At 55.0% G+C, this 13,947-nt stretch carries 12 protein-coding genes; 5 read left to right on the top strand and 7 right to left on the bottom strand.

The window, feature by feature from the left end:
- Positions 1 to 36 precede the first annotated feature (36 nt).
- Complete coding sequence (locus MLC59_RS18520) at positions 37 to 306, bottom strand: hypothetical protein (RefSeq protein ID WP_248237086.1); 270 nt, start codon at positions 304 to 306, stop codon at positions 37 to 39.
- 71 nt (positions 307 to 377) lie between these two features.
- Positions 378 to 782 carry a hypothetical protein gene (locus tag MLC59_RS18515; protein ID WP_248237085.1) on the bottom strand — a complete coding sequence of 135 codons (405 nt, stop codon included), beginning with the start codon at positions 780 to 782 and terminating at the stop codon, positions 378 to 380.
- A gap of 207 nt (positions 783 to 989) precedes the next feature.
- On the opposite strand from MLC59_RS18515, the gene MLC59_RS20205 reads away from it, so the two are divergent.
- From MLC59_RS20205 to MLC59_RS18495, 5 genes are all read left to right on the top strand, one after another.
- Entirely contained in the window at positions 990 to 1,217 is a 228-nt protein-coding gene (locus MLC59_RS20205) for an integrase core domain-containing protein (protein ID WP_427901744.1), read from the top strand.
- Positions 1,218 to 1,738: 521 nt separating this feature from the next.
- Positions 1,739 to 5,563, top strand: coding sequence for an ATP-binding protein (locus tag MLC59_RS18510; RefSeq protein ID WP_248237083.1), 3,825 nt, complete (start codon positions 1,739 to 1,741; stop codon positions 5,561 to 5,563).
- Positions 5,553 to 6,194 (top strand): hypothetical protein, encoded by a 642-nt coding sequence (locus MLC59_RS18505; protein ID WP_248237081.1) that lies wholly within the window; start codon positions 5,553 to 5,555, stop codon positions 6,192 to 6,194. The genes MLC59_RS18510 and MLC59_RS18505 overlap by 11 nt, the downstream gene beginning before the upstream one ends.
- Positions 6,194 to 7,441, top strand: a complete 1,248-nt coding sequence (locus MLC59_RS18500; RefSeq protein WP_248237079.1) for a hypothetical protein — start codon at positions 6,194 to 6,196, stop codon at positions 7,439 to 7,441. The genes MLC59_RS18505 and MLC59_RS18500 overlap by 1 nt, the downstream gene beginning before the upstream one ends.
- Positions 7,431 to 8,324: a DUF7281 domain-containing protein gene (locus MLC59_RS18495; protein ID WP_248237077.1), complete on the top strand. Its 894-nt coding sequence runs from the start codon at positions 7,431 to 7,433 to the stop codon at positions 8,322 to 8,324. Before MLC59_RS18500 ends, MLC59_RS18495 begins: the two co-directional genes overlap by 11 nt.
- Before the next feature lie 109 nt (positions 8,325 to 8,433).
- Here the strand turns inward: MLC59_RS18495 and MLC59_RS18490 are convergent, their stop codons facing one another.
- The 5 genes from MLC59_RS18490 to iscB (MLC59_RS18470) form a co-directional block, all read right to left on the bottom strand.
- Entirely contained in the window at positions 8,434 to 9,099 is a 666-nt protein-coding gene (locus MLC59_RS18490) for an RES family NAD+ phosphorylase (RefSeq protein ID WP_248237075.1), read from the bottom strand.
- Between the two features lie 3 nt (positions 9,100 to 9,102).
- A complete protein-coding gene (locus MLC59_RS18485; RefSeq protein WP_248237073.1) occupies positions 9,103 to 9,741 on the bottom strand; it encodes a hypothetical protein in 639 nt (212 codons plus the stop codon).
- A 324-nt stretch (positions 9,742 to 10,065) separates the two neighbouring features.
- On the bottom strand, positions 10,066 to 11,484 hold the full coding sequence (iscB, locus tag MLC59_RS18480) for an RNA-guided endonuclease IscB (protein ID WP_248237071.1): 1,419 nt from the start codon (positions 11,482 to 11,484) through the stop codon (positions 10,066 to 10,068).
- Positions 11,485 to 11,663: 179 nt separating this feature from the next.
- Entirely contained in the window at positions 11,664 to 11,987 is a 324-nt protein-coding gene (locus MLC59_RS18475; protein ID WP_248237069.1) for a hypothetical protein, read from the bottom strand.
- A gap of 52 nt (positions 11,988 to 12,039) precedes the next feature.
- A complete protein-coding gene (iscB, locus tag MLC59_RS18470; RefSeq protein WP_248237068.1) occupies positions 12,040 to 13,383 on the bottom strand; it encodes an RNA-guided endonuclease IscB in 1,344 nt (447 codons plus the stop codon).
- Positions 13,384 to 13,947: the final 564 nt, after the last annotated feature.

Here is a 13,947-nt window from a genome sequence, read left to right as displayed (position 1 = left end):
GCTGATATCCGATATAGTCCGCGAGCAATGTTTTTATTATACATCATGTTCGCTTACTTTTGAACTCCTTAGTATGTTCTCCCTACATCTTGAAATATTGGTTTGAACCGGATAAGAATCAGCGGTTTTGTTTCCATAATATTTTCGGGCGAACGCCTTAGAATCGGCCTCGAACTCTGCAATACGGTCAAGATCTTGGGCATTTGCTATGTCATCATTCACGATGTTTTTACATGCATCAGTTACTTTCTCTTGCGCCATTCGGATCCTTGTGGCGAAGCGCTTCGGGATCAGAGGTTTTTCCATAGAGACCCTTTCTGGCCCTTACCGTTTTTGACCAGGTTGGTAGCGAGCGATAGGCCCGCTACCGTAATGCGTTATCGGTTACCGGTCCGCATGTATTTCTTGGCTTTGGCAATCGCTTCGTATTGGTTTGGCTGACAGCCAAACATGTTGGCGCACCATGCCTTCGTCCAGATTTGATAACGCCCATCTCCGAGCGGTTCTTTCGAGATACTGAACGCCAGGCGTGGGGAATTCTGTGTTGGGTTGAACGTCTGAATGATCGTGTCGTTATGGATTTGGAGCTTAAATCCCGCGTTGTTGTTCACAAAGAAGGTGGCCCTCTCCCATACTGCTTTACAGTCCGCCTCTCCTTCACAGTACAGCGGTTTATCAAGCTCGTTTTGCAACTCTGGCGACAAGTCCGCCTGGTTGTTAGTTGCACAACCACCTAAATAGACCGTAGCTAACACAACGCCCAATAGTTGAAATTTCTTCACATTGTTCTCCTTATTGTGAAAGTCAAAATTGTGCGGGGATCGTGTCTCTTCCGCAACGGATTTTCTTAACAAGTCCACACCCTGTAGGCATAGGAGTGTCGGTAGTTATCAACCTACTGAGCGCGCCGGCATTATGGATTAAATGAGCGATTAAGTGAATTTGTCAATATCGGTTCGAGGGCAGGAATAGAGCCGGCAAGTAATTCGATGAGTCTGGCACAGGCGGAACGATTCTGGTGCAGAGTCAAACAGGAGTGCGTCTACCTCACTGCCTTCGAGAATGGCAGACACTTGAAGCAGACGCTCCGTCGGTACTTCCGGCATTACAATCAGACCCGGTACCAACAAACCCTTGATTACCAAACGCCCGATGAGGTGTACTACGAGCAACCCATATCTCTGGCAGCCTCAGCCCGGGAAACAACCGGATCATAGTTTAGGGACACCATCAGGTTGTCCAACTGATTGGGTCCACCTCAATGATCCTGAAAAAATCACCCTGAAAATCGCGTTGAAACCGGCAAAAGTGCAACCATAAAGTTCTGCTTTAAAAACAAAATCTTAATGATTCGTGACATGTAACTGGGGTACTAAAAATATGTGACACACTATAGCAGCCAAGTTTGTATGTGCAATACATGCTATAGGCTGATCTGTGACATTTGGAGTTATCGAACAGAAACATTTCTTCTCACTAGGTCAGGCTGCCCCTCATTTCATGGGAATCTACTGCTGTGCAGCCAGGGCCTGCCTCCCAGTATCGGACTAAAGAGGGAAGGGCGGAGCCCGACCCGAATCCAGGCAAGGGCCAACGGCCCGGTAGCGGCAACGCCGCAATGATCGCGTAAGCGCGTCACAAGAATCGGTGGGCAGGGTTTCGGGAGGCCCAGACCGAACCTGCCCATTTGATGGGTGAAGCGATCCGCCTCGGTAAATGAGCCCCACCAGGCAGTACAATGGGCTTTAAGCGCGCAATACGCACCAAACGCCATGCAGGGCTCCGACCAAAAAGGTTTGAGGCAGGTAAGAAAGCAGGGAGTAACACAGTGACCCAATCTGAACAGAGTTACGGACTCGAGAACATTATTCTCCACCACAGCTTCAAAAAGGTAGAGGGCCGCACAATCAAAATTGCGTGTCGTGAGCGAACGCACATAGGGGGTGTTAACGGGGCAGGTAAAACCTCAGTCCTGCAACTGATCCCAGCGTTTTATGGTGAGGAGCCCGAACGGATCATTACGCAAACATCCGACCGAGACTCATTTGTACGGTACTACCTGCCAAGCCTGCAATCGCTCATTATTTTCGAGTATCGCCGCCATACAGGTCTGTGCTGCGCCGTCATGTATCGGCATGCCCAGGGCAAGCTGGCCTACAGGTTTGTTGAAGGCGGCGTAGAAGAAACATTCTTCCGACCGGATATCAAAGAGGCCCTGATAAATGGGTCAACAGCGGATACGATATTTAGCGAACTCTCTCAAAGTGGTGTCGGGGTGTCTCGAATGGTGAACACCATTACCGATTACCGCGCGATTATCCAGCGCAACCCCAAACTACTTAAACGGCAGCCCGCCGAGGCAAAGAAACTCCGGGCACTGGCAAACGACTTTAGCCTGGGCGATACCGACAGTCGTATGGCCCACATCGATCGGCTGACCTATGTTCTGCTGAACAAAAGCCGCCTGTTGTCCAGCTTCAAAACGATGCTGTGCGACACCATGTTCGACCACCTGCACATCAATAAGCGGCCTGAGATCCTCGATGAGCGTGATCTGGTCAACGATATCCTGAGCATCAAGGCATTTGAGCAGGAAGAGCCGAAGATACGAGATTGCCTGATTAAGGAAGGGGAGCGCAAAGCGATCCGGGAACAGGCGAGCCGGACGGTGGGACGCCTTCGGGCGTCCGTCGAAGAAGGCAAAGAAACCCGGCAGGGGTTACAGCGGCAGGCCTCCAAACTCAAATCTGAGGCGGAAGATGCCGATGAGCGCTTTCAGAGGGACGACCGCCACCTGGGCCAGCAAGTTGCCGGGCGCCAACATGAAGTTGATACCCATGAGGCTCACCTGAAGAAGCTCTATGACCAGAATGCGGCTTATGAGGACAAGGGCCTGCCCGAGAAGGAGCAGCAACTGGCCAACCGGTCCGAATACCAGCGCAAGCTCAAAGATGCCGAGGCCGATTTCCAGGTTCTGACCAGCAAGGTTAACCAGCTTGAATCGGAACACAATCAGCAGATCAGCGAGATCCGACACACGTTCGACAAGGAACAGGCACGCAGGAAAGACCGGATCGCGATGGCTACGGATGCCCTAAAGCAAGCAGGCCACGAGCATGAACAACAGCTTGCCCGACTGGACAACAAAGCCACCACAGAGGTGGCTGACTACAGAGAAAGCCGCCACGCTCAGCGGCGGGAGCTGGACGCCAGGCGGGTAAGCCTCGAAACCCAGCGGGACAATCCCGGCCAGACACCCGAGGAAACCCGGAAAATTCAGGAGACTGAAGCCAAGGTCGCTGAACTGGATGACCTGGGAGCCAATATCAGCGAGCGCCAGACCGAAGCCGTCAACAAGCGCGAACAGGCACGCCATGATCGAAATACGGCTCAGGAGCGCCTGAACAATGCCGAACAGACGGCCGACGAACTGGACCAGGAGTTTAACCGCCTGCAGGAGCAGATCAACCCTGGCGATGACACCTGGCTGGCCGCTTTGCGAGTCGAGGACCCGGCCTGGACCGAAGGGCTGGCCCGGGTGGTTCACCCCGACTTGCTTATGCGTCCCGACCTGAATCCGACATTCCAGGAATCCCCTGCAAAGTCCTTGATGGGCTGGACACTGGACCTGGATCGCCTGCCGACACCGGACATCGCCGCCAGCGAAGAAAAGCAGATGGCGATCCTGGCGGAAAAGGATCAGCAACGTCAGCAGGCGAGACGTGTTTGCGAAGAAGCCGAAAAGGCCGCCCAGAAGCGCAACCAGATGCTCCAGGATCGTGAGCGGGAAGCAGAAAACCTCAATAGTGAAAAACGGATTCTGGATAATTCACTCAATGCTGCCCGAACCAGCCTGGCCCAAGTGCGGGAGGGCATCCAACAGGCACAACAACAGCGACTAAATGCGATCGCGGCGGACCTGAGAAAGGTTTGTGAGCAAATACAACTGTTCGACCAGGACACCGAGGATACCGTCAAGGCAATCAATGAACGGTACAGTCGCCAGCGCCTTGAGTACAAAGGCCAGTGGGCCGACAAGAAAGCAGAGCTGGAGGCGGCACAAAGCAACGCCAAGGCGCTGTTCGATGAGGCCGCGAAGGAACACTCCCTGCGAATCGACCGTCTCAACAAGGCTTACGCTCAACAGCTGGAAGCCGAAGGTGTGGACTCTGAGATTATTCGCAGAACCCGGGAAGCGAAGGAAGCGCTTGCGGGCCTCATTGCCCAAATTGACGAATCAGAGCCCCTTGTCAGGGAATACCGAAGCTGGCGGGAGCGTGACTGGTCGCAGGTGGAGCGCCTTCAGGCTCAGTGCGCAGAACATGAGAAAGAACGCGACGTGCTGTCCCGCCAGCAACGGGAAGCCCGAAAGGTCCATGAGCAGCGAATGGAGGAAGCCCGCAATCAGGTTAAGGCTATTAAGAGTCGCCTGGATGGGTTTAACCAAAAACTGGAGGCCGCGGATAACATTCTGCGCAAGTTTGACGGCATTCCTGTTCTGACGGCAGAGCTGCCCGGTGATCTTAGCGTGCTTACCCGTGAACTGCAGGATGCTTACGCACAGCTTGAAAGGCTCAGGACGCAGGTCGTCAAGGCCTTCCGAAACGCCGTGTCCGTGCTTAGCCGGTATGAAAACACGCAGGTCTTTCGGGCGTGGCGGGACATGCGAAGCCAGCAGATTGCCCAGTTGAGCGATGCAGAGGACGCTTTTGATGAAGACGTCGAACTGGCCCAGGTAGAGAATCTCCGAACCCTGCTTGAACAGCACCTGCCACACCTGCGACTCAGTCTGACCGACCAGTTTACGGCAGAGGCTGACAAGGTGGCTGACTACCATGACTCACTGAATGTTATGGGCAGCCAGGTTAAGCAGGTCGCCAATACCCTGCGCCGGGCAATCAACACCGATCAACAGATAGAATCATTGACCGATATCGAGGTCGTCCTTGAGCCGCGCATCTACGAAGATGAAAGCTGGGCGCCGCTGAAAAACTTCGTAGATAGCTGGCGGACCTGGAAGCTGTCGCATCGCCGGGAGATACCATCCGATGCGCTGGTTCAGGACTTTCGCCAGGTCATCAGCACCCTTGGTGCGGCCCGAATGGGTGACAAAATCGAGTCCATGGTAGATATGACCATCAAGCTCAAAGAGAACAATCGCCCTGTCCACATCCGCAATGACAACGATTTCCTCCACGCAAGCTCTACAGGGCTCACCTATCTGGCAATCACGGCCATTTTTATGGGTCTCACCCGTTATCTGGCCCCGGACCTTAACACCAGAATCACTTGGCCCATTGACGAGCTTGGAACCCTTAGCGACAACAACATTGCGAAACTGGCGGCCATGCTGGAGCAGCACAACCTGACCATGATCTCGGCCTGCCCAAAACTGGATCATTCGCTGCGGAAGTTCTTTGAAAATAAGGTCAGTTTGCGGGACGGCCGCGTGAATACATTCCGGCCGCCAAGCAGTGATGACACCCGTGACCCAAAGGCGTTTTTTGATCAGTTAGCAAAGCCCAGCCCGGCCGCCCAGGAGGATCAGACCTATGCCCAGTAACCCGCTATTCGAACAAACCGTCACCGCCCTGATGGCCGGAGAGGTCATTTGTGAGTACCGCTTTCCGGACTGCTATACCTACCTGCTGAAAACGGAACACCGCCAGCGTGTGGCAGACTTCCTCGATCAGATTAACCGGACGCTGAGAACCACCAGCAGCCGCGACACCTGGGTCTGCGCTTACCAAGACCTGTCAGCGCCAGAAGCAAAAGAGGCCGTCCGTCAGCAGTTCCGCGAGGTAGCCAACCATCTTGAGGCTTTCGTCCAGTTCTTGCGCCTGGTAATGAACATTGAGACTACCGACCGCCCCATAGCGCCGGGTGACCATTTGAAAGAGGGCAGAATGATTGACCGGGTGTCCAATGTGCCGACGCTGGCGGACAAGCTTCGCTCTCTGAGCGAGAAAAAGCCGTTTCAGAACAAGCGTAGTGATGTGGCTGGCCGCATCAGGGCCGTACTGGATGCTTTGGTGGTGAAGGGATATCTGGTGCGTTTTGGCACCTCAGGAAGTGTGTATCAGGCCACGGGCAAGTGGACCTGGATGTACGATGTCATGACGTTCATCCAGACACACGAGGGTATCCACGCTGGTACTGGAGATGACGAAGAAGAACAGTTGAGGTTGGCCTGATGGCTCGCAGTGATGACGCGCAGAAAACGCTCCGGTTAATCGCCGCTTACAGCGAGGAAATCCTGGAAGCACACCTGAGCAGGGGTAATTGCCTGCCTGACACAGAGGAAAATCAAGGTCTGATCGAGCGACTCAAGCACCATCGGCTGGCCTGGCAGATCGATGAGGACGAAGATCCCCGCTTGAACAAGGATCTGGTCAAACTCCTGAACCACATCACGGAGTCAGATCGGCGTCGCTGGGCCAACGAGCAGGTAGACACCCTTTGGCGCGAGCTGACAGAGCTTTTCGAGCAGTACCGCAAGGCAAGGGCGAACGTCTCTTTGCCTGACCAGGACCGTCTGGAGGGCGAAATTAAAGAGCATCTGCACTTGCTCATCGAGGACATACGAGGTGCCACGGAAACCTTCTCGGCTTACCTGAACAGTGGCTTTTCGTATATCACCGACCTGGAACTCAGGATTCGTCAGAACGAGCATGCGATTGACCGAGCCGGTCGGCTAACCGCCCTCTTTGGCAGCTTTAACATTCAAGAACTGGCGGACCAGGCTGGCAGTGACCCCTTTCTGAAACGACTGCTGCTCAAGTATCTCCCGGCAACACTCGAAGAAGGGCGCCGTAATCTCTCCTATGCCCTGAACCAGCTACGTGTAATGCTCGTCCGCCTGCGCGAGGATCAGCGCCTGAACCGGCTGGTGGGCGGCTTTGAGACGCACTACCAAAATAACCCGGGATACACCCCTTCCATTGACCATCTGGACCTTGAGGCGTGTCCGCCACCACTGAACACGGTTTCCCCATTCCAGATGAATGCAATCGGCGACATCTATGACCCGGTGGACGATGAGGCGTTGATTGACTTGGCCGCCTCCGCAAGGATCGTCGATGAGATGGCGCCCCAGGAGTCGCCCACCCCCGACTCAGTACCTTCCGTCGATTTTGATGTGGATGGAGAGGTTGTAGAGGAGCCGGAAGACCCGGTAGCCGTCGTGATTGATGATTTGATCCGGTACCTGCTCGACGGTGATATCGGTGATCGCGAATTATGCGCCAGCGAGGTGCTAATCAATAGCGATCTGGATATAGCCTTACCTGAGTGGCTGGCAACCCTGTCAGCCGAACTTGACGCTCTCACAGGGCCAGACCAGGCCATGATCGATATCCAGTATCACCATGAACAGGACCCAGTGTACCCGGACAATCATTTCATCTACGACCTGATATTGAGGCAAAGCCATGCTGGGTGAGTTCGGGGCGATCAAACGTTTACTCCAATCAGGAAAACAGGTAGCCCAGTACAACAAGGTTTGGTCCGGCATCCACGAACAGACCGGGCTTGGCGTCATCATGGGCCGCCAGCTTCGCTTTACGCGGGCGGAGTTAGCCAGGCTCCGGGAGTACGGTCGCCAACTGACGGGCCTTGATCCGCAACATGACACCCTGAAAGGGGGGCGTATGGCAATGGCGGATAAAGCCAGCAACGAAAAGCTAACCAGCGACTCGGTGTTTGGCGACCTACTGGTGTTGGCTACAGCCGGCGAGGCCGACGTGATCATCAACGAGACGCGAGTCCAGACGCCGCCAGGGACCGTGCTTAGCGTAAAGCCAGAGGTACTGGATCTGGATGAGCTAAAGCGCCAACGACTGCTAATCGTGGAAAACGGCGCGATCATGCCGGCGTGGCACGAAATACGTCTGCCAGAACCGTGGACTAACAGCGTTATTTTGTACCGCGGTCACCGGGAGAATGTCTCCCATGCTCAAAACCTTGTTGCGCAGCAACCTGCAGACAAACTCGCTCTGTATTACGATTTCGACCCGGAGGGTATAGACCTTGCACTGCGCTGGGGAAAGGGCGCAATTATCATCCCTGAAAATTGGCGCCAAATTGATTGCATCGAAGCTACTGGGCATCAGAAGGTCAATCAAAGAACGGTATTTCGGCAGCAACGGGACCGGCTCAAACGAACCCGGGCGATAGCAAAAGGATCACTTTGGGAAGCGGTACTCGACACCATGGAGCAACATGAAGTCGCCATCATGCAAGAGCATCTCACGAGGCGCCAGTGGCCACTTACGGCCTTGCCACCCCCTGCACCCCAAAGCGACAGGTTGGACAAGGAAAATTAAACCCACGACCCCAGATCACGGCATGTGATCGGCAAATCAGTTTCCAACACAAGCACGGACCCTTGACATCCTCCCCACCCTTTACGCCTGAGGGCGGCAAACCGACTGCTCAGGGTTTGAGAAGGTTCGGATCGTCAAGGAAGTAGCCGATATCCGCGGCAGTTGAAATGACCATGTCATCCAGATCGGGGTCCGAGAGCAGACGGTGGAAGTCTGTATGTTGCGGCAGCGCAAACGTGGCCCGCTCGAACAGTGCTATGGCTGGCTGGTTGCCGTACATCGAGGAACTGTAGTAAATCCCATGGCAGCGGTCGTAGGCCTCGTAGAGCTGTTGCGCCCACAATCTGGCTCTTGGCCTGGGGCCGGTGTTGATGGCCATGGATGCGCCGATCTTGGTGGTAAATGCCCCGGACAGATCCAGCAGGTGCAGCGGTTGAGTGGTGGAGAAGGCGCACAGCACCGGTGCTTCGGTGTCCCGGTCAATGGTGCGGGCACTCTGGTAGACCTCGGCCAGACAGGTCTGGATGGCCAAATCACCGACTGCGCCATAGAGAATGCCCCGATCCAATATCTGGGACTGACCTTGGTCGTCGGGCAAATGGTGGTCATAGCGTGCTGATGTTGGCCCAAAATAGCGAAACGTATTCCAGTACAGTTTGTGCCGACTGCGGGAACGAAAGATTCGATAGACAGCGGTACCACTGTTGAGTGTCCGGATCTCGGGGTCAATCTCTTTCAGTACGCCAACGCCTGGTGGGCTCGGGAACTTGGCCATGCCTCAGAGGTCCCGGGCCAGCACGAGTACATCTTCATGCTGGTGACCGGTGATCAGCCAATCCCGGGGCGACAGGCAATCGTGGAGCGCGGGGCTTTCGAGGTCCGGATGCTCTGTCGTCATAAAACGTTGGACGGTAACCGGGTGCAGATCCGGATTCAGGGCCTTCAGCAGCTCTCGCAAATACGGGATGATCGTGCTGTCATGGAACTGCCACAGCGGGAATCGTCGTTCACCGCTGGGCGTCCGGTAGGAGTAAAGCCCGGCGTTTCCCGGCAGCGCACGCTGGCGAACTCTGGCTTGACTCACCTTTAGCTTTTTGGCGACCTGTTGGCCATCCAGCGAGGTGTTTTTTAAGCGCAGGTACTCCATCTCCAGTTGGATTACAGCCATCTGGCGTTTGGCAGGAGCGGTTTTCGCGCTGTCACCGGACAGGCCCCGGGCACCGCCAGCCTCCAGTACCGCAATTTCAGCTGGGGTCAACCCGGAAGGTTGGGCTGCCTTGGCCGCCTGCCCTCGCGCCTTCATGCCAGTGGCGACGGAGTGCAGAAGACGGGAAATTTCGCCGACGTCGATGCCCGCTTTTTTAAACTCTTGCAGATCCTCGGACAAAACCGGAATCAGCTCCTGCTCGCCTGTCATGCTAACACACCATTACGCTGTAGGTCTGCGTTAATTATAGACCTAGAGCTTAGCCCCTACAACTCGTACCGAATCTCTTGTCTTGTTAGTTCTCAGTCGCACACGCGTTCACGGCGGTGAACACATAGCAAGCTAACCAGCGGACTAAGAAGATAGATGCTTATCAAGGAAGTGTTCTAGCTCCTTCAAAGCCGCCTCCTGAATATCATCAGGTACGCCAGTATTGTCAAACCGAATCTGGTACCCCTTCGAAGTCTTCCTGGTCTCATCATTTTGCGCGGGAAACCCCGTCCTTTAGGGCGGGGAGGGATAGCGCGTCGTGCGTCAGCACGACTGGTTTTCCCTGACTCCCTTCTCCTTTAAGTTAGTGAATTGAACGTGATAGCCATAGCCATCGGCTCTCTGTGTTAATGTGCAATATTTGTGAGAGATGCCCTGAATAGCACCGTCTAATGTCTGAATATTGAAGCTTCCGGTTTTGCGAACCGCGACACGCCCAAGCCAAGTGCCCATTTTTGTGCCTTTCGGAACGATGGCTTTTACCATATCGCCGGTCTGAAAACCTTGCACCTGCTTCTGGCGCATCAGGTAGCCGCGTGGGAAGCCGTATTTCGTCAGGCGGGTGCGCTGATAGCTACCACGCCCATTCGCCTTGACACTCAACGTTGGAATCTCCCAACCGGATATTTCTTCCACCTCACCAACGCAGGCGGCGTCCAGAGCATGTGCTTTCGGTATACTGAGCCTACTCCGGTTGAATTTCGTGCGACCGCCTGTAGCAACTTCGACCGGTAATCCAGTGCCATTAAGCGCTTGGTAGAGCACCCAACGTGTGGAATTAACCGCTGAGGCGTCTCTCAAAGGTGTTTTAGCCTGTTTCAGCACATGGTCTAATCGAGACTGGTGATTCTTCAGCCGCTTCGATGTAGCAAAGAAATTCGCCAGCGATTGCTTACCTTTTTCCTTGTTACAGGGATCGCAAGCCAAAGTCAGGTTGCTGACCCGGTTGGAACCGCCGTTGGCTCTCGGATCAATATGCTCAATTTGAAGCGGTGTGTCTTTCTCTCCGCAGTAGGCGCATTCGCGACCCCACTTTTCCAAGAGGTATTCGCGCACTTCGTAGCCTAGTAAGGTGCCCTGCTGATACTCCACACCACTGATCTCCGGATTCTCCATTTTCTGAGTGTCGAAACGCACCAGCTCCTGGCTAATGGCCACGACCGGAACCAAAGATTGGAGTCGGTTCACCAGGCTCTTGGTGGTGTCCACCCGATGCTGAAGGCTTGGTGCCAGCCAGCCTTTCGGCTTGGTTCGATTCAGGAATCGGGGTGCCCGATACCGGAGTTGATTACGGCGGCGACGGCGAAACGCCCGACGCTGCTCCAAACTTTTACTGATCTGACGACCACGATGCTGAAGCTCGATTAACGCTAGTACATGCTGCTTCTTGCCTTTTTCTCTCACGACCGCAATGCCAGTAGTCTTGCTACCTGGATCAATCTTCACCCGAACCGGCTGAACATCACCACCGAGTCGGTCTTTCAGTCGGATTGTAAAGGGATACGCACGCACCACCACCGCTCGCCCACGGGCGAGCAGAAGCCGTGCTCGTTTTTCCGAACAAGGCATCAGTGGATTCTTGCGTTTATCCAATACGAAAACCGACATTTCCTTCCTTTTAATCAATGCCCTTACGGGCCTTGTGACGGAGGCCGAAGCCTCTCTCCCCTCGGGAATGTCCATCACCGGCTCCCGCTTGCGCGGCGACTAAAACCTTCGGCGTTTTACCTTTCGCCAGCATGATCCTAGCCTTCCAGAGCCCGGAACTGAGGAAGCATTCCGGGGTGGGTCTTAACGACCTGTGATGAACGTAGCGGGCTGGTTACCGCTTTCCCTGGTCAACCTGGCTTGCAGGGTTTTCTCTACAAGCCCCGTCCTTTAGGGCGGGGTAGTTGACGCAGGCCAACACCGGTGTAGGTGGTGCAGACGATGCCATTGGGGCTGGCAAAATCATCAAACGCACCGTATCGCCCATCCACCACGGTCGTCGTGGTGCGCCCTTCCTGCACAATCGGTCCCTGAGCACCGGGCGCCTTGCATCCGTCGTGCGACAGGGTGAATCGGTCACCGATACTGAAGATCAGGAAGCCATCCGTGCTTTCCCGGGGCTGGCCCTGGTCAAAGGACAGGACGGCCTTGCCGCCTTGCGGGCACAGATACTCGCTCGCATCGAGGCTGCTCATCATTTTGCGCGGGAGACCCCGTCCTTCAGGGCGGGGAGGGATAGCGCGTCGTGCGTCAGCACGACTTGTTTTCCCTGACTCCATCCTCCTTTAGATTAATAGTTTGAATGTGATAGCCGTAGCCATCGGCTCGTTGGGTTAATGTGCAATGCTTGTAAGAGATGCCCTGGATGGCACCTTCTAATGTCTGAATATTGAAACTGCCGGTTTTGCGAACGGCGACCCGGCCAAGCCAGACACCCGCCTTTGTGCCTTTCGGAACAATGGCCTTCACCATATCTCCCGTTTGAAAGCCCTTTACCTGCTTCTGACGCATCAAATAGCCACGCGGGAAGCCGTGCTTTGTCAGGCGGGTGCGCTGGTAACTACCACGACCGTTCGCCTTAATGGTTAAAGTCGGCACTTCCCAGCCAGAAACCTGTTCAACGCTTCCAGCACACGCGGCATCCAGGGCATGGGTTTTGGGGATGCCCAGTCGGCTCCGGTTGAACTTGGTTTGGCCGCCAGTTCCGACTTCGACCGGTAGACCTGCGTCTTTTAATGACTGATACAGCGCCCACCGAGTAGAGTTGACGGCTGAGGCGTCTCTAAGAGGCTTTTTGGCCTGCCCCAGCACGCGATCCAGTCGAGACTGATATTTCTTCAGGCGCTTCGAGGTGGCGAAGAAAACTTCCAAGGACAGCTTCCCCTTTTCCTTGTTGCACGGATCGCACGCCAACGTCAGGTTGCTGACCCGGTTGGAACCGCCGTTGGCTTTTGGATCAATATGTTCGATTTGCAACGGTGTGTCTTTCTCTCCGCAGTAGGCGCATTCGCGACCCCACTTTTCCAGAAGGTATTCGCGCACTTCGTAGCCTAGTAAGGTGCCTTGCTGATATTCAACACCGCTGATCTCAGGATTCTCCATTTTCTGGGTATCGAAGCGCACCAGCTCCTGGCTGATGGCCACGACCGGAACCAAAGATTGGAGTCGGCTCACCAGGCTCTGTGTGGTATCCACCCGATGCTGAAGGCTCGGTGCCAGCCAGCCTTTCGGCTTAGTCCGATTCAGGAATCGGGGTGCCCGATACCGGAGTTGATTGCGGCGACGACGGCGAAACGCACGACGCTGCTCCAAATTCTTACTGATCTGGCGACCACGATGCTGAAGCTCCATTAACGCTAGCACATGCTGCTTCTGACCTTTTTCTCGCACGACGGCAATCCCTGTAGACTTACTGCCCGGATCAATCTTCACCCGAACCGGCTGTGTATTTCCTCCGATTCGATCTTTCAGTCGGATTGTAAAGGGATAGGCACGAACCACCACGGCTCGCCCACGGGCGAGCAGAAGCCGTGCTCGTTTTTCCGAGCAAGGCATCAAAGGTGTTTTGCGTTTATCCAATACAAAAACCGACATTTTCTTCCTTTTAATCAATGCCCTTACGGGCCTTGTGACGGAGGCCGAAGCCTCTCTCCCCTCGGGAATGTCCACCATCGGCTCCCGCTTTCGCGGCGACTAAAATCTTCGGCGCTTTACCTTTCGCCAGCATGATCCTAGCCTTCCAGTGCCCGGAACTGAGGAAGCATTCCGGGGTGGGTCTTAACGACCTGTGATGAACGTAGCGGGCTGGTTACCGCTTTCCCTGGTCAACCTGGCTTGCAGGGTTTTCTCTACAAGCCCCGTCCTTTAGGGCGGGGTAGTTGACATTATCCAGAACCGCGTCCCCATACAGTTTGCGTAAATGACCCTGAACACATCCGGCAGTCGACATTTTGCTTCCTCCACGTTGGAGGTGGTCGAAGAGCGTGCAGCGGCTCTGCGTTTCGATGGGCTTTCCAAATCATTCACCCGCCCGATTGTTCACGGCGGTGAACAGTGAGGCAGGGGAGGGCGGTGTGTCTGAGCCGGGCTTTCAGGCTCGGCTCGCCGGCCCCGGCGATCATCAACAGCTCATGGTTGCCGATAACGCTGTAGACCCAG

The sequence above is a fragment of the Marinobacter bryozoorum genome (assembly GCF_023156245.1).
In the GTDB taxonomy this organism is placed as follows: Bacteria; Pseudomonadota; Gammaproteobacteria; order Pseudomonadales; family Oleiphilaceae; genus Marinobacter; species Marinobacter bryozoorum.
This window is presented reverse-complemented; position numbering and strand designations above follow the sequence as displayed.